Here is a 13,640-nt window from a genome sequence, read left to right on the forward strand (position 1 = left end):
CCCGAGGGTCCTGTCGACCCCTTCCTCCGCGGCCGGGCTCAGGTCTCCCGCGCGAGGCGGCGGTACTCGCTCGGAGTGACCCGGAACACCTCGCGGAACGAGCGCGCGAAGTAGTTCGCGTCGGGCAGCCCCACCGCGTCCGCGATCTCTCCGACGGGCTCGTCGCTGAGGGCGAGGCGCCGGGCGGCGGCAGACATCCGCAGCTCCCGCAGGAACGCGCCGATGGTCTTGCCCGTCTGATCCTTGAACGTGCGGCGCAGGGTCGACTCGCTCATGTGGGCGAGGGCGCACAGGCTCTCCGGGTCGGGTGTGCGGCGGAGGTCGGCGCGCAGATGCTCGATGATGCGGGTCACGCGCGGATCGCGCACACGCGTGTGCGGGCGCGGCGGCGCGACCACGGCGGTCGGCGCCGTCGAGCCGTTCGGCGCCGCGAGGTCTGCCGCCCGCCCGAGGGCGACGGCGAGGTGCCCCGACACGCGGAGCGAGCGCCCTGGCGTGCGCTGCTCCCAGGCCGCGATCACCGCGTCGACCTGGGAGCGCACGAGCGGATCGGCCCCCGCGTCGGACACCGGCGGCACCGGGAGCTCCCCCGCCACGACCCCGGACGCGTCCACCGAGGCGGAGAACCGGATCGACGCGAACGAGAAGTCGGGCGAGGTGGCCCGGCATGCGAGCACGGCGCCCTCCCGGATGAGCACGAGGTCGCCCGGGCTCACCGTGCGGCGGAGCCCGTCGAACGCGATCTCGCCGGTGCCGGAGCGGATCAGGCGGAGGATCGAGTAGGGCAGTTCGGCGGCGGGGAACGTCCAGGGCTCCGGGAAGCGGAACACCTCCGCGTTGATCACGCTCAGCCGGAACGCGCTCACATCGATCCTCCCGCTCACGCCGAGACCTCGGCCCCCTCCAGTATCTCGGCGACGCGCACCTTGCGGTCCTCGGCGAGCGAGCGGGTCAGGGCGTCGGCGGTCGCGATCGAGAGCCGGGCGGCGGAGCCGTCCGTCAGCGCCGCGAACTCGGGCTCGGGGTCAGCGCCGGTGAGCAGTCCGTGGAAGTACTCCGTCTCCTGCTCCACGATGCCGGTCAGCCACAGCGGCGGCGTGGTGGTCGGCGTGCCGTACATGATGCCGCCGTCCATGCTGCTGGAGGCATAGATCGCGGTGCGCTGCGCATCCTCCTCCTCGTTCCGGTGCAGCAGGAACCGCTCCTCGGTGCCGGAGTGCCGCACGGTCACGCCGGTGTCGGTCATGTCGATCATGGCGGCGCCGAGCGTGCCCTGCACCAGCAGGTAGTGCTCGGGCCAGCGGAACGCCGAGCCGTACTCCAGCGTCGCGAACGAGCCGTTCTCGAACTCCAGCGTGATGAGCAGCAGGTCGTCCTCGTCGCCGAAGTGCTCGCCCTGGTGCGCCACGTTGCCGCCCACCATGGTCGCCGTCTTCGGCGTGCCCATGATGAACTGCACCACGTCGAGCTCGTGGATGTGGTGGTACAGGTGCCCGCCGGACAGCTCGCGGCGCTTCTTCCACGAGATCGTGTCCTGCGGCTCCTCCCAGCCGTTGCGGGCCGCGCGGCAGTACAGCACGTCGCCGAGCACCCCGTCGGCGATCAGCCGCTTCACCCGTCGCACGCCGTTCATGAAGTTCATGACGTGGCCCGACATGAGCAGCACGCCCGCACGCTGCGCCGCATCCACCATCGCCGAGCAGTCCTCGTAGGACAGCGCCATCGGCTTCTCGCAGAAGATGGGCTTGCCGGCCTCCGCCGCCTGCACGACGGCCTCGCGGTGCGCCCAGTTGGGCGACGCGACGATCACCGCGTCCACGTCGTCGCTCTCGCACAGCTCGCGGATGCTCGCGGTCGGCACCGCCCCGAGCTCACGGCGGGCGATCTCGGCGTTCTCCGGGTCGTAGACGCGGCTGATGCGGGCCCCTGGCTGGCGCAGGAAGCCGCGCCCGAGCGCGAGCCCGAAGTAGCCGGAGCCGATCAGGCCGTAGCGGATGGGACGGGGATGTGCTGACTGGTTCATTTGACGGACCCCTCCGAGAGCCCGGCTGCGATGTGTCGTTGGATGAGCAGGAAGAAGAGCACGGACGGGACGACCACGACCACGGAGGCCGCGAGCATGGCGCCCCAGTCGAGCACCTCGGAGCCGCTGAGCGAGTACAGCGCGACCGTGATCGGCATGCGGTCGCTGTCGTTGATGAACAGCAGTGCGAAGAGGAACTCGTTGAAGGAGTTGATGAACGTGTAGATCGCGGTGGCCACGATCCCCGGGGCGACGATGGGCGAGGCGATGGTCGCGAACACCCGGAACCGACCGGCGCCGTCGACCTGCGCCGCCTCCTCGATCTCCAGCGGCACGGTCTGGTAGAACGCCGTCAGCATCCATACCGCGTAGGGGATGGAGAAGGAGAGGTACGCCAGCACCAGGCCCGCATACGTGTTGATGAGCCCGAGCGAGATCATGATGAGCGTGTACGGCACGGCCAGCAGGATGGGCGGGAACATGTACGTGCTGATGAGGATCTGGGTGAGCTTCTGCCCCACGCGCGGGAAGAACCGCACGATGCCGTAGGCGCACGTCGTGCTCACGACGATCGTGACCAGGGTGGTCGACAGGGCGATCAGCAGGCTGTTGCCGAGGTTGCCGAGGATGCCCAGCTCGAACAGCACATGCGTGTAGTGGTCGAGTGTGAAGTCGGTGGGCCAGAACCCGATCGGGTCGGTGGCGAGCTCGGTCGAGCCCTTCACGCTGGACAGCAGGATCCACAGCAGGCGGAACACCCACACGACGGCGAGCACCGTGAGGAAGGCGTAGGCGGGGGCGGCCGCGAAGCGGCGGGCGAGGCGGCGGTTCATGAGGCGTCCTTCGTGTCCCAGCGGTTCAGCAGGCGGAACGCGAGGGCTCCGAGGGCGAGCAGGAAGACCAGCAGCAGCACGGTCACGGCCGAGGCGACGCCGAGCTGCTGGAGTCCCCAGCCGGTGCGGTAGGCGAAGATCGGCAGCGTCTCGGTGAGCCCGGCGGGGCCGCCGCCCGTCAGCAGGAACAGCAGTTCGAAGTTGTTGAAGACCCAGATGCTGCGGAGGATCACGAGCAGCCCGATGACCTTCTTCACGTGCGGCAGGGTGATGTACGCGAAGCGCTGCAGTCCGCTCGCGCCGTCGACGGTCGCCGCCTCGAACTGCTCCCGTGGCACGGTCTTCAGCGCGGCGAGGATGTTGACCATGAACAGCGGGGCGCCGAACCAGATGTTGATCGCGAGCACGGTCGCCATCACCACGTCCGGGTTCGACAGGAAGCTGACGTTGCTCTCGGTGAGACCGAGGCGCGTGAGCAGGTTGGGCAGGAACCCGTAGACGTCGTTGAGGATCCACCGCCAGCCGAACGCGATCACGATGGCGGGGAACGCCCACGGGATGATCAGGAGCGTGCGGAACAGGCCGGTCAGGTGGCGGATGCGGTTCAGAGCCAGCGCGGCGAGGAAGCCGATCACCAGCTGGCCGAGGATGGACGCCACCGTCCACAGGATCGACGTGCGGAACGCGTTCCAGAACTGCGGGTTCTGCAGCACGGCGACGAAGTTGTCGATGCCGACGAAGTCGAAGTCCGTCCGCAGCAGATGCCGGTCGGTGAAGCTGAAGAAGATGCTCGAGACGACCGGATAGAACAGCAGCGAGACGACGACGAGCAGCGACGGCAGGATGAACAGCAGCCCGGTCAGGTGGACGGTGCGGGTGCGGGTGCGCATGGGGCTCCTCGGGTGGAGCCGAGGGCGGTGCGTGCGGCAGCACCGCCCTCGGAATCGGTCAGAACGAGACGCCGGCGGTGACGAAGAGCTGGTTCAGCTGGTCCTCAGCAGCCTTCGCGGCCTCTTCGACGTCGGCGCCGTTCAGGACGATGTCCTGGAACATCTTCTCGATCACCGCCTGACTGGTGAGGATGCCGGACTGCACGAGCGGCCCCTCCTCCATCCCGATCGCGGTGCCCATCGGCACGGCGTCGCTGATCACCTGCACGCTGTCGGCGTGACGCTGCAGCGTCGCGTCGTCGAGGTACGCCTCGTTCTCGGCGATGTCCGAGAGCGCGGGCAGCATGCCCCCCGGGACGGAGTGCAGGAACTCGATGTAGTCCTCGTCCTGGTACAGGAACTCGAGGAACGCGGCCGCCTCCTCCTTCACGTCGCTGCGATCCCACACGACCGTGGCGATGTTGCTGGTCTCGCCGCCGTAGAGCTCGTCGTCGGCGTCGAGCCGCGGAAGCGGCGCCGCAGCGATCGCGTCCTCCAACTGCGGCGAGGTGCCGGCCACCCCGGAGATCTGGAAGCCGGAGTTGAAGTCGAAGGCGGTCTTGCCCTGGTAGAAGAGCGTCGCCTGGTCGAGAACGTTGTAGTTGACGCTGCCCTCCGGGGAGGTCTTGTCGTACAGGTCGACCCAGTACTCGATGCCGTCGATGGCGGCGTCCGACGTGAGGTTGGCGCGGCCGTCCTCGTCGAGCAGCGACTCGCCGGCCGACTGGAGGTAGAAGTTGAGGAAGCGCGCCGACATGAGGTCGTTCGTGCCCATCGGGACCGACAGGCCGTACTGCCCGGGGGCGGCGGTGAGGGCGACCGCGGCCTCCTTCAGCTCGTCCCAGGTCTGCGGCACCTCCAGCCCCGCGGCCTCCAGCAGATCGGTGCGGTACCACATGACCTGCGCGTGCGAGTAGAGCGGCATGGAGTAGCTGACGCCGTCCAGGGTGCCCTCGCGCAGCGCGGCCTCCGAGAACCGGTCGCGCCCGACCGCGTCGATGACCCCGTCGAGAGGCGCGAGCGCACCCACGTTGATCATCTCGACCACCTGGTTGGGCTGGGCGGTGGAGAGGTCCGGCACCTGGCCCGCCGCGAGTCCGGTGGTCCACTTCGTCTGGAACTCACCCCAGCTGAAGGTCTCGATGCGGATGTCGACGTCAGGGTGCTCGGCCTCGAACTCCTCGGCCATGCGCTCCATGTACTCGGCGCGAGGGCCCTGGGTGAAGCTGTGCCAGAAGACCACCTCGCCGCTGAGCTCACCGTCTCCTGCTGATGCGTCGGCGTCTCCGGAGGCGCTGCCGCAGGAGCTGAGCGCGAGGGCGGCGACCGCGGCGGCGGCGGCCGCGGGCAGCAGGCGTCGGGAGCGTCGGGATCCCTGTGCGCGGGTGGTCGTGGCCATGGTCGTACTCCTTCGTCGCGGTGGCACAGCTCGGAGTTCCGACGCTAGATATCAGACATCTGATGTGTCAACACGAGCGCAGCGCAATCGACCGCGCACGATGCTCCGTGACCGTCTCGTGCTAGCACCAGGCGCTCACGACCCCCGCTGAATCCGCCGTCGCTGCGGCGCCTGTCACAGCGCCGCCCGCACAAGCCGCGTCATCAGGTCGACGTACGGGACCCCGGCCGCGGCGAACATGCGCGGCACCTGCGAGGCCGCGGTCAGCCCGGGCATGGTGTTGACCTCGTTCAGCACGGGTCCCTGCGGCGTGAGGAAGAAGTCCATGCGCGCCACCCCCGCACAGCCCAGCGCGTCGAACACCGCGATGGCCGCCCGCTTCAGTGCCGCAGCCTCGGCCGCATCGAGCTGCGCCGGCACCGTGAAGCGCGCGGTGCCGTCGTACTTCGTCGCGGTGTCGAACAGCCCGGGCGCGTGGATCTCCAGCGGCGGCGCCGCCCACCGCACCCCGCCCCTCTCGCGCAGCACCGCCACGTCGATCTCCCGGCCCCGCACGACCTCCTCCACGAGGATCCGGCGGTCGAGGGCCGCCGCGGCGCGCAGTGCGGGCAGCAGTTCCGCCTCCGTCGACACGAGCCCCACGCCGTGACTGGATCCGGCTGACACGGGCTTCACCACCGCGGGACCCTCGAACTCCAGGTCCCCGATGTCGTCCGCAGAGATCAGCCGGCCGCGCGCCGTGCGGATGCCCACGGCCGCGGCGACCAGCTTGGTCGTCCACTTGTCCATGCCCACGGCCCCCGCCCGCAGACCCGACCCCACGACGGGCACTCCCGCCAGCGCGCACAGAGCGGCCAGCGCACCGTCCTCCCCGAGTGCGCCGTGCACCGCCGGGAACACCGCATCCGCCTCCGACACCAGGCGCAGGGCGTGGTGCAGCGACAGCGCGGCATCGCCGCCGGCGGGCAGTCCGTCGCCGCGCCACACCCCGTCCCGGCCGATCGTGACACCGGTCACGGCATACCCGCCCAGGCGCAGGGCTGCCGACACCGCGGCCGCGGAGGCCAGGGACACGTCGTGCTCCGGGTTCTGTCCGCCGCCGATCACCAGCACCGTCGCACTCATGCGATTTCCCTCCTGACTCGCGGCCCGACACCGGTCACGATGGTGTGCGGGATGCTGCCCGCCCACTGCGCCCACTCGTGCACCGAGGGCACCGCCCCGCCCTCCGGCCCGAAAACGGTCGCGGTCGCCCCGTGCGGGAACCGCCGAGACCCCGTGTCGACCACGAGCTGATCCATCGACACCCTCCCGATGAGCGGATGCCGCGCGCCGCCGATCTCCACCGCGGCTCCGGGTGCGACCTCGCGCGGAACGCCGTCGGCATAGCCCACACCCACCACCGCGAGATGCGTCTCGCGCGCCGTGACCTGGGTGCCGCCGTACCCCACGGCCGTGCCGGCCGGCACCAGAGCGCTGTGCACGACCGGCGCCGTCCACCGCGACGCTCCCGCCAGTGCCACGGTGCCGGACGGGTCGATGCCGACCAGACCCGCCCCGACACGCACCAGGTCGAAGTGCGTGGCCGAGTCGGTCAGCGCGCCCGCCGTCGCCGCGAGATGCACGAGCACGGGACCGAGCCCGGCACGGAGCACCGCATCCCGGCCGTGCCTCAGGCGCAGCACCGCCGCCGCGTTGGCCGCGGGGTCGGCCTCGTCGGCACGGGGCAGGTGGCCCATCACCCCGACCACCTCCACACGCCCCCGCGCGGCGCGGGCCAGACGCAGCAGCTCCGGCCAGTCGCCGTGCGGGCAGCCCCCGCGTGCCATGCCGGTGTCGAGGTGCAGGTGCACGCGCACGGGCGAGGACGCGGCGGCGATCAGCTCCCGCAGCTCCTCGACCGACCCGACGGCGATGTCGACCCGGTGACGGGCGGCCTCCGCCGCGTCGATGCCCGCGGTGTTGAGCCACGACAGGATCGGCACCGTGAACCCCGCCGCGCGCAGCGCGACCGCCTCCGCGACCTCGGTCACTCCGAGCCACGTGGCACCGGCCGCCAGCGCCGCCCCGGCCACGGTCACCGCGCCGTGGCCGTAGCCGTCGGCCTTCACGACCGCCATGACGGCGGCCGTGGTGCTCTCGCGGACCCGTCGGACGTTCGCAGCGACGGCGTCCGGCAGCGTGACCAGGGTCGACGGCACCATGCGCGGCAGCGCGGGGTGGGACGGCAGGAGATCGGGCGACGACGGCACGGATGGCGGCAGCACGGATGGCGACAGCCCGGAAGACGTCAGCCCGGATGGCGACGTCAGCGCGGCTGACGCCCGCACGGAGGGGCCGCCGGGTGACGTCGTGGCGCTCATCGCTTCGTCCTGGGGTCGGCGGTGGGGTCGGCCAGCAGCTCCGGGCAGCCCTCGTCGGCAGCCGCGGGCCGCAGCTCGTAGTGCCAGGACTCGTTGGCGTAGATCTGGCAGAGGCCGTAGCGCCAGCCGCGCTGCACGAGCCAGTCCAGGGCGGGGAGCGGGCCGAGGTCGACGGCATCGCCCGTCACGTGCTCGCTGGTGTCCGGCGTGGCGACCCACCGACGGGCCTCCTCCTCGGAGCCGTACTCGGTGATCGCCTCCTGCAGCATGTGCTCCTGCAGAAGTGCGGAGCGCCAGCCGCTGTTCACGAGGATCGTCACCCCGTCGTGCTCGGCGTCCACGGCGGCACGCTGCAGGGCCGCACGCAGTTCGGGGTCGAGGTTGCCGATCGCCGCCCTGTCCTCCTCGAACACGGTCGGCTGGTCGCCGTCGCGGATCACGCCGTCCGCCTCGCTCGGCGCGACCGGCGACCCGACGATCCCGGCAGGCGGCACCGGCGTCGGCGCGGGAGACGGTCCGCCGCGCTGCGCGTCGGCGAACGCGACGGACAGCGACTGCTGCACGGCGAACGCGGCGATCACGGCGAGCGCGAGGGCGACGGCGGTGGTGACGAGGCGCCGCCGGCGACGGGCGCGCGACGGACGGGGGACGGTGGGGACGTTCATGCTCCCAGTGAAGGAGGGGCGCGGTTGCCGGGGCGTATGCGCTTTTCCATACGCTCGCGATATACCGCGGTGCGTAGGATCGCACCCATGCGTGTGCTGATCGTCGAGGACGAGCCCTACCTCGCCGAGGCGGTGCGGGACGGCCTGCGCCTGGAGGCCATCGCCGCCGACATCGCGGGCGACGGTGACACCGCGCTGGAGCTGCTGAGCGTCAACGCGTACGACATCGCCGTGCTCGACCGCGACATCCCCGGGCCCTCCGGCGACGACATCGCGCGTTGGATCGTCGCGTCCGGCAGCGGCATCCCGATCCTCATGCTCACCGCGGCCGACCGGCTCGACGACAAGGCGACCGGCTTCGAGATCGGCGCGGACGACTACCTGACCAAGCCGTTCGAGCTGCGCGAGCTCGTGCTGCGGCTGCGGGCACTCGACCGCCGTCGGCAGCGCGCGAGGCCGCCCGTGCTCGAGGTCGCAGGTCTCCGGCTCGATCCGTTCCGCCGCGAGGTGTACCGCGACGACCGCTACGTGGCCCTGACCCGCAAGCAGTTCGCCGTGCTGGAGGTGCTCGTCGAGGCCGCGGGCGGTGTGGTCAGCGCCGAGGAGCTGCTGGAGCGCGCATGGGACGAGAACGCCGACCCGTTCACCAATGCCGTGCGCATCACGGTGTCGTCGCTGCGCAAGCGCCTGGGCGAGCCCTGGGTGATCCGCACCGTGCCCGGGGTGGGCTACCGGATCGGGGCCGAGGCGGATGCCTAGGCGACGGGGCATGAGCGCCCGCCTGAAGCTCACCCTCAGCTACGCGGGCATCGTCGTGGTCTCCGGGCTGCTGCTGCTGGCCGCCGTCGCGGTGTACCTGCTGCGCTACGTCCCGGACGTGCAGATCGTGGCCGACATCCGCGTACCCAACCGCTCCGACCTGATCCGGGCGTTCGTGCCCGTGGCCGCCGCGGTCATGGTGGTCCTGCTCGCGATCGGTCTGGGCGGCGGGTGGCTGCTGGCCGGGCGGATGCTGGCTCCGCTCGACCGCATCGGCGACGCCGCCCGCCTCGCCGCGCAGGGATCGCTGTCCCACCGGGTGCGTCTGGAGGGTCCCCGGGACGAGTTCCGCGACCTCGCCGACGTGTTCGACGGGATGCTGGAGCAGCTGGAGGCGCACGTGGCAGAGCAGCAGCGGTTCGCGGCCAACGCCTCACACGAGCTGCGCACCCCGCTCGCGATCTCGCAGACGCTGCTGGAGGTGGCCCGCGACGACCCCGACCGCGACGTGGACGCCCTGATCGCCCGGCTGCGTGAGGTGAACACCCGCGCGATCGACCTCACCGAGGCGCTGCTCCTGCTGAGCAGGGCCGAGCGTCGCACGTTCCCGCGTGAGCTCATCGACCTGTCGCTGCTCGCGGAGGAGTCCGTCGAGGTCCTGCTGCCCCTGGCCGACCGGCGCAGGGTCTCGGTCGAGGTGGGCGGCGTCGCGGCGCCCGTGCTCGGGTCGAGCGCGCTGCTGCCCCAGCTCGTGACGAACCTGGTGCTCAACGCGATCGTGCACAACCTGCCGTCGGGCGGCGCCGTGGCCGTGCGGACGCACGCGATGCCGCACGCGGTGGCACTCGTGGTGGAGAACACGGGGGAGCGGCTGTCGTCGCACCGGGTCGCCACGCTCGTCGAGCCGTTCCAGCGCGGGGCCGAACGCACGCGCGACGACCACGCGGGCGCGGGGCTCGGACTGGCGATCGTGCAGCGCATCACCGACACGCACGGCGGCACCCTCGTGCTCACGCCGCGCGCGGAGGGCGGCCTGGTCGTCACGGTATGGTTCCCGTACCCCGCGCCGCTGCCCCCGGCGGTCGGCTGAGGCCACAGCGTCTCGCCGCGTCGAGCCCGCACGCTAGTCTTTCGACATGACCACCGAGGAGCCGCGCGCACGCGGTGTCATGTCACGCCGGACGATGATCCACGCGGCCTGGGTCACGCCGGTCATCGCGTTCTCCACCGCGACCCCCGCAGCGGCCGCCTCGCTCGGCACACCGGAGCTGACGCTGAGCGCCTTCGCCCTCGATTCGAGCTATGCGTGGGGGACCGTCACGTTCTCCCGCAGCGGCGAGGTCGATCTCACCCAGGCCTTCGACTTCCAGGGCGAGAGCGGGACCGGCTGGGAACCGATCCTCACGGGACAGTCGACGAACTCGTCCGGCTATTACGCGAGCACGCTGCCCCGGACCACGCTCGCCGCGTACACGCAGATCCGTGCGGTCGCGGTCGCCGCCGGGTTCGGCCCGGTGGCGAGCGCGCCCGTCGCACTCACCGACATCTGGGCCTGAACCGACATCTGGGCCTGAACCGACATCTGGGCCTGAACCGACATCTGGGCCTGACGCGTCACCAGGGGCTGGGCTCGTAGTCCTTCAGGAAGACGCCGTGGATGTCCTCGCCGGCCTCGCCGCGCACGATCGGGTCGTACACCCGCGCAGCGCCGTCGACCAGGTCGAGCGGGGCGTGGAACCCCTCCTCGGCGAGCCGCACCTTCGTGTAGTGCGGGCGCTCGTCGGTGATCCAGCCCGTGTCGACCGCGGTCATCAGGATGCCGTCCTTCTCCAGCATCTCCCCCGCACTCGTCCGGGTGAGCATGTTGAGCGCGGCCTTGGCCATGTTCGTGTGCGGGTGGCCCGGCCCCTTGTAGCGGCGCGAGAACTGCCCCTCCATGGCGGACACGTTCACCACGTAGGTGCGGCGCGCCGGGGAGGCGGCCATCGACGCGCGCAGCCGGCTGATCAGCAGGAACGGCGCCGTCGTGTTGCACAGCTGCACCTCGAGCATCTCCAGCGGATCGACCTGGTCGACCGACTGCACCCAGCTGTTCACGCGGTTCACGTCGGGCACGAGACCGCCCGCGTCGATCGCGGTGCCGTCGGCGTGCTTCTCCAGCGACGAGGAGCCGGGGGCCATCGCGAGCCGTGCGAGGTCCTCCGCCGTGAGCGCCTGGCCGCCCTGCTCCGCGACGGTGCCGCCGAGCGCCGCGACCGACAGCAGCGGGTGCGCGTCGACCGACGCCTGCAGCGCCTGCGGGTGCGGGTCGGCCGTGTGCCCGAAGGTCTCCATCTCCGGCAGCGGCCCGTCCGGCAGCGGCTGCAGCTCGGCGTCCGCGAGCAGCGAGTACGCGCCGGGCGAGCGGCGGACGGTCTGCGCCGCGTTGTTGATGAGGATGTCGAGCGGCCCCTGCGCCGCGACCGAGTCGGCCAGGCCGATCACCTGCGCCGGGTCGCGGAGGTCGATGCCGACGACACGCAGCCGGTGCAGCCAGTCGGCCGCGTCGGGCAGGGCCGAGAAGCGCCGAACGGCGTCGCGCGGGAAGCGGGTCGTGATGGTGGTGTGCGCGCCGTCGCGCAGCAGCCGCAGGGCGATGTGCATGCCGATCTTGGCGCGGCCGCCCGTGAGCAGCGCGCGCTTGCCGGTGAGGTCGGTCCGGGCGTTGCGCTTGCCGTGACTGAAGCGAGCGCAGTCCGGGCACAGCTGGTGGTAGAACGCGTCGACGAGCGTGTACGGCTGCTTGCAGATGTAGCAGTTGCGCGGCTTCAGCAGCTCGCCCGCGATGGGCGCGTCCACGACGCTCGACGCGAGGTCGTTGCCGCGGGTCTCGTCGTCGATGCGGTCGGGGGCGCCGGTGGCGGTGCGCGCGACCACGGCCTTGTCGGCCTCGGCGATCGCGTCCCTGATCTGCTTGCGGCGGACGCGCTTGACGTCCTTGAACATGGCCGCCGTCGCCTGGCGCACGGCCACGAAGTCGGGGTGCTCGTTGTCGATCAGGTGCAGCTCGCGGAGCACGCGCAGCGTGGTGGCGAGGTCGTCGGGGTCGATGCCGAGGCCCGGGTCGGGGGTGGTGTCGGGCGCGTCGGTCATTGTGCCGATTTTACGCGAGCGACCTGAGTGCCCGGCGCTCCGGCGGCTGCTGCCCTGCCGGGTCTTGATATGCAAGTACACACTTGCCTATTATGACGGCATGACCGATCTGTTCCACGCGCTCGACGACGAGACGAGACGTCGCATCCTCGACGAGCTGTCGGCGCGCGACGGACAGACCCTCTTCGAGATCTGCACGACCCTGGCGATGCGACACGGCGTGACGTCGACCCGTCAGGCCGTCTCGCAGCACCTCGCTGTCCTCGAGTCCGCCGGACTCGTGTCCACGGAGCGGCGCGGCCGTTCCAAGTTCCACTACTTCCACCCCGAGCCACTCGCCCGCATCGCCGAGCGGTGGCCGCAGACACGGAGCACCCCATGAGAATCGAACTGACCAGCATCTTCGTCGACGACCAGCGCGCGGCCCTCGCCTTCTACACCGATGTGCTCGGCTTCACCAAGAAGCACGACATCCCGCTCGGCGACGCCGCCTGGCTTACGGTCGCCTCGCCCGAGGCGCCGGATGGACCCGAGCTGCTGCTCGAGCCCTCCGGTCACCCCGCCGTGAAGCCCTACCGCGACGCCCTCGTCGAAGACGGCATCCCGCTCGCACAGTTCTCCGTGGACGACCTCGCGGCCGAGCACGAGCGCCTGACCGGGCTCGGCGTCGTGTTCACCCAGCCGCCGACCGACATCGGCAGCGCCTGGGTCGCCGTGCTCGACGACACCTGCGGCAACCTCATCCAGCTCGTCCAGCTGAAGAGCGTCTGAGCGACTAGGCGATCCCGCCGCCGTCGACCACGAGCGCCGAACCGGTCACGTACGAGGAGGCGTCGCTCGCCAGCCACACCACGGCCTGCGCGACCTCCTCGGGCTCGCCCATGCGGCGCAGCGGGCGGTCGGCGGCCTCGGCGAGGAACGCATCCGCGTCCTGCGAGAGCTGGCGGGCCTCGTCACGGAGCATCCCCGTGTTGACGTCGCCCGGGTTCACCGAGTTCACGCGGATGCCTGCGGGGCCGTGGTCGATCGCGAGGGCCCTGGTCATGTTGACCACGGCGCCCTTCGAGGCGCAGTACGACAGCGCCCTGCCGCCGCCCTTGAGGCCCCAGCCCGAGCCCGTGTTGACGATCGAGCCGCCGCCCGCCGCCTCCATGATCGGCACGACGTGCTTGCACATCAGGTAGATCGCACGCACGTTCACGCCGAACACGAGGTCCCAGTCGTCCACGTCGATCTCCACGGCGGTCTGCCGGCGGATGATGCCCGCGTTGTTGAACACCACGTCGACCCCGCCGAACTCGCCGACCGTCGTGGAGACGACGCGCTCGATGTCCGACTCGGAGGAGACATCGGCCGGGATCGCGACCGCACGACCCCCGGCATCGCGGATCTCCGCCGCCACGGCCTCCGCGGCCTCGCCGTTCAGGTCGACCACAGCGACCGCCGCGCCCTCCTCGGCGAGCGCGAGGCACGTGGCGCGGCCGATGCCGCCCGCGCCTCCGGTGACGATGGCCTTCTTGTTCTCGAGTCGCATGGG

15 protein-coding genes are annotated in these 13,640 nt (G+C 71.2%); 5 read left to right on the top strand and 10 right to left on the bottom strand.

Annotation, left to right across the window (positions count from 1 at the left end):
• Positions 1–38: 38 nt before the first annotated feature.
• The 8 genes from M3C17_RS09405 to M3C17_RS09440 form a co-directional block, all read right to left on the bottom strand.
• On the bottom strand, positions 39–884 hold the full coding sequence (locus M3C17_RS09405; RefSeq protein WP_259977416.1) for an AraC family transcriptional regulator: 846 nt from the start codon (positions 882–884) through the stop codon (positions 39–41).
• Positions 881–2,023, bottom strand: coding sequence for a Gfo/Idh/MocA family protein (locus M3C17_RS09410; RefSeq protein WP_259977417.1), 1,143 nt, complete (start codon positions 2,021–2,023; stop codon positions 881–883). The genes M3C17_RS09405 and M3C17_RS09410 overlap by 4 nt, the downstream gene beginning before the upstream one ends.
• Positions 2,020–2,856: a carbohydrate ABC transporter permease gene (locus M3C17_RS09415; RefSeq protein WP_259977418.1), complete on the bottom strand. Its 837-nt coding sequence runs from the start codon at positions 2,854–2,856 to the stop codon at positions 2,020–2,022. The genes M3C17_RS09410 and M3C17_RS09415 overlap by 4 nt, the downstream gene beginning before the upstream one ends.
• The gene (locus M3C17_RS09420) at positions 2,853–3,746 is read right to left on the bottom strand and encodes a carbohydrate ABC transporter permease (protein ID WP_259977419.1); all 894 of its coding nucleotides are present in this window, start codon (positions 3,744–3,746) and stop codon (positions 2,853–2,855) included. The genes M3C17_RS09415 and M3C17_RS09420 overlap by 4 nt, the downstream gene beginning before the upstream one ends.
• Positions 3,747–3,804: 58 nt before the next feature.
• Positions 3,805–5,184: an ABC transporter substrate-binding protein gene (locus M3C17_RS09425; protein WP_259977420.1), complete on the bottom strand. Its 1,380-nt coding sequence runs from the start codon at positions 5,182–5,184 to the stop codon at positions 3,805–3,807.
• Positions 5,185–5,358: 174 nt separating this feature from the next.
• The gene (locus M3C17_RS09430; protein WP_259977421.1) at positions 5,359–6,309 is read right to left on the bottom strand and encodes a D-alanine--D-alanine ligase; all 951 of its coding nucleotides are present in this window, start codon (positions 6,307–6,309) and stop codon (positions 5,359–5,361) included.
• Positions 6,306–7,547 carry an alanine racemase gene (alr, locus tag M3C17_RS09435; protein ID WP_259977422.1) on the bottom strand — a complete coding sequence of 414 codons (1,242 nt, stop codon included), beginning with the start codon at positions 7,545–7,547 and terminating at the stop codon, positions 6,306–6,308. The genes M3C17_RS09430 and alr overlap by 4 nt, the downstream gene beginning before the upstream one ends.
• On the bottom strand, positions 7,544–8,212 hold the full coding sequence (locus tag M3C17_RS09440) for a M15 family metallopeptidase (RefSeq protein ID WP_259977423.1): 669 nt from the start codon (positions 8,210–8,212) through the stop codon (positions 7,544–7,546). Before M3C17_RS09440 ends, alr begins: the two co-directional genes overlap by 4 nt.
• An 87-nt stretch (positions 8,213–8,299) precedes the next feature.
• Here M3C17_RS09440 and M3C17_RS09445 point away from each other — a divergent pair, with 87 nt between their 5' ends.
• From M3C17_RS09445 to M3C17_RS09455, 3 genes are read left to right on the top strand one after another with little or no spacing between them, the layout of a single operon-like run.
• Positions 8,300–8,971, top strand: coding sequence for a response regulator transcription factor (locus M3C17_RS09445; protein ID WP_259977424.1), 672 nt, complete (start codon positions 8,300–8,302; stop codon positions 8,969–8,971).
• 10 nt (positions 8,972–8,981) lie between these two features.
• On the top strand, positions 8,982–10,061 hold the full coding sequence (locus tag M3C17_RS09450; RefSeq protein ID WP_311198441.1) for a HAMP domain-containing sensor histidine kinase: 1,080 nt from the start codon (positions 8,982–8,984) through the stop codon (positions 10,059–10,061).
• Between the two features lie 46 nt (positions 10,062–10,107).
• Positions 10,108–10,527, top strand: a complete 420-nt coding sequence (locus M3C17_RS09455; protein ID WP_259977427.1) for a hypothetical protein — start codon at positions 10,108–10,110, stop codon at positions 10,525–10,527.
• Positions 10,528–10,585: 58 nt separating this feature from the next.
• Here M3C17_RS09455 and M3C17_RS09460 read toward each other — a convergent pair whose 3' ends face one another.
• Positions 10,586–12,103, bottom strand: coding sequence for an SDR family oxidoreductase (locus M3C17_RS09460; protein WP_259977430.1), 1,518 nt, complete (start codon positions 12,101–12,103; stop codon positions 10,586–10,588).
• Between the two features lie 100 nt (positions 12,104–12,203).
• Here M3C17_RS09460 and M3C17_RS09465 point away from each other — a divergent pair, with 100 nt between their 5' ends.
• Positions 12,204–12,485 carry a helix-turn-helix transcriptional regulator gene (locus tag M3C17_RS09465; protein WP_259977432.1) on the top strand — a complete coding sequence of 94 codons (282 nt, stop codon included), beginning with the start codon at positions 12,204–12,206 and terminating at the stop codon, positions 12,483–12,485.
• Positions 12,482–12,874, top strand: a complete 393-nt coding sequence (locus M3C17_RS09470; RefSeq protein ID WP_259977433.1) for a VOC family protein — start codon at positions 12,482–12,484, stop codon at positions 12,872–12,874. Before M3C17_RS09465 ends, M3C17_RS09470 begins: the two co-directional genes overlap by 4 nt.
• Positions 12,875–12,878: 4 nt before the next feature.
• Here M3C17_RS09470 and M3C17_RS09475 read toward each other — a convergent pair whose 3' ends face one another.
• Complete coding sequence (locus M3C17_RS09475) at positions 12,879–13,637, bottom strand: SDR family NAD(P)-dependent oxidoreductase (RefSeq protein WP_259977435.1); 759 nt, start codon at positions 13,635–13,637, stop codon at positions 12,879–12,881.
• Between the last annotated feature and the right edge of the window lie 3 nt (positions 13,638–13,640).

The organism is Microbacterium sp. p3-SID336 (assembly GCF_025143365.1).
Taxonomy (GTDB): domain Bacteria; phylum Actinomycetota; class Actinomycetes; order Actinomycetales; family Microbacteriaceae; genus Microbacterium.

Bases quoted from the DNA above. Each gene is read 5' to 3' on its own strand.
- M3C17_RS09410 (WP_259977417.1), bottom strand. From the start codon at position 2,023: ATGAACCAGTCAGCACATCCCCGTCCCATCCGCTACGGCCTGATCGGC.
- M3C17_RS09415 (WP_259977418.1), bottom strand. From the start codon at position 2,856: ATGAACCGCCGCCTCGCCCGCCGCTTCGCGGCCGCCCCCGCCTACGCC.
- M3C17_RS09420 (WP_259977419.1), bottom strand. From the start codon at position 3,746: ATGCGCACCCGCACCCGCACCGTCCACCTGACCGGGCTGCTGTTCATC.
- M3C17_RS09425 (WP_259977420.1), bottom strand. From the start codon at position 5,184: ATGGCCACGACCACCCGCGCACAGGGATCCCGACGCTCCCGACGCCTG.
- M3C17_RS09430 (WP_259977421.1), bottom strand. From the start codon at position 6,309: ATGAGTGCGACGGTGCTGGTGATCGGCGGCGGACAGAACCCGGAGCAC.
- alr (WP_259977422.1), bottom strand. From the start codon at position 7,547: ATGAGCGCCACGACGTCACCCGGCGGCCCCTCCGTGCGGGCGTCAGCC.
- M3C17_RS09440 (WP_259977423.1), bottom strand. From the start codon at position 8,212: ATGAACGTCCCCACCGTCCCCCGTCCGTCGCGCGCCCGTCGCCGGCGG.
- M3C17_RS09445 (WP_259977424.1), top strand. From the start codon at position 8,300: ATGCGTGTGCTGATCGTCGAGGACGAGCCCTACCTCGCCGAGGCGGTG.
- M3C17_RS09450 (WP_311198441.1), top strand. From the start codon at position 8,982: ATGAGCGCCCGCCTGAAGCTCACCCTCAGCTACGCGGGCATCGTCGTG.
- M3C17_RS09455 (WP_259977427.1), top strand. From the start codon at position 10,108: ATGACCACCGAGGAGCCGCGCGCACGCGGTGTCATGTCACGCCGGACG.
- M3C17_RS09460 (WP_259977430.1), bottom strand. From the start codon at position 12,103: ATGACCGACGCGCCCGACACCACCCCCGACCCGGGCCTCGGCATCGAC.
- M3C17_RS09465 (WP_259977432.1), top strand. From the start codon at position 12,204: ATGACCGATCTGTTCCACGCGCTCGACGACGAGACGAGACGTCGCATC.
- M3C17_RS09470 (WP_259977433.1), top strand. From the start codon at position 12,482: ATGAGAATCGAACTGACCAGCATCTTCGTCGACGACCAGCGCGCGGCC.
- M3C17_RS09475 (WP_259977435.1), bottom strand. From the start codon at position 13,637: ATGCGACTCGAGAACAAGAAGGCCATCGTCACCGGAGGCGCGGGCGGC.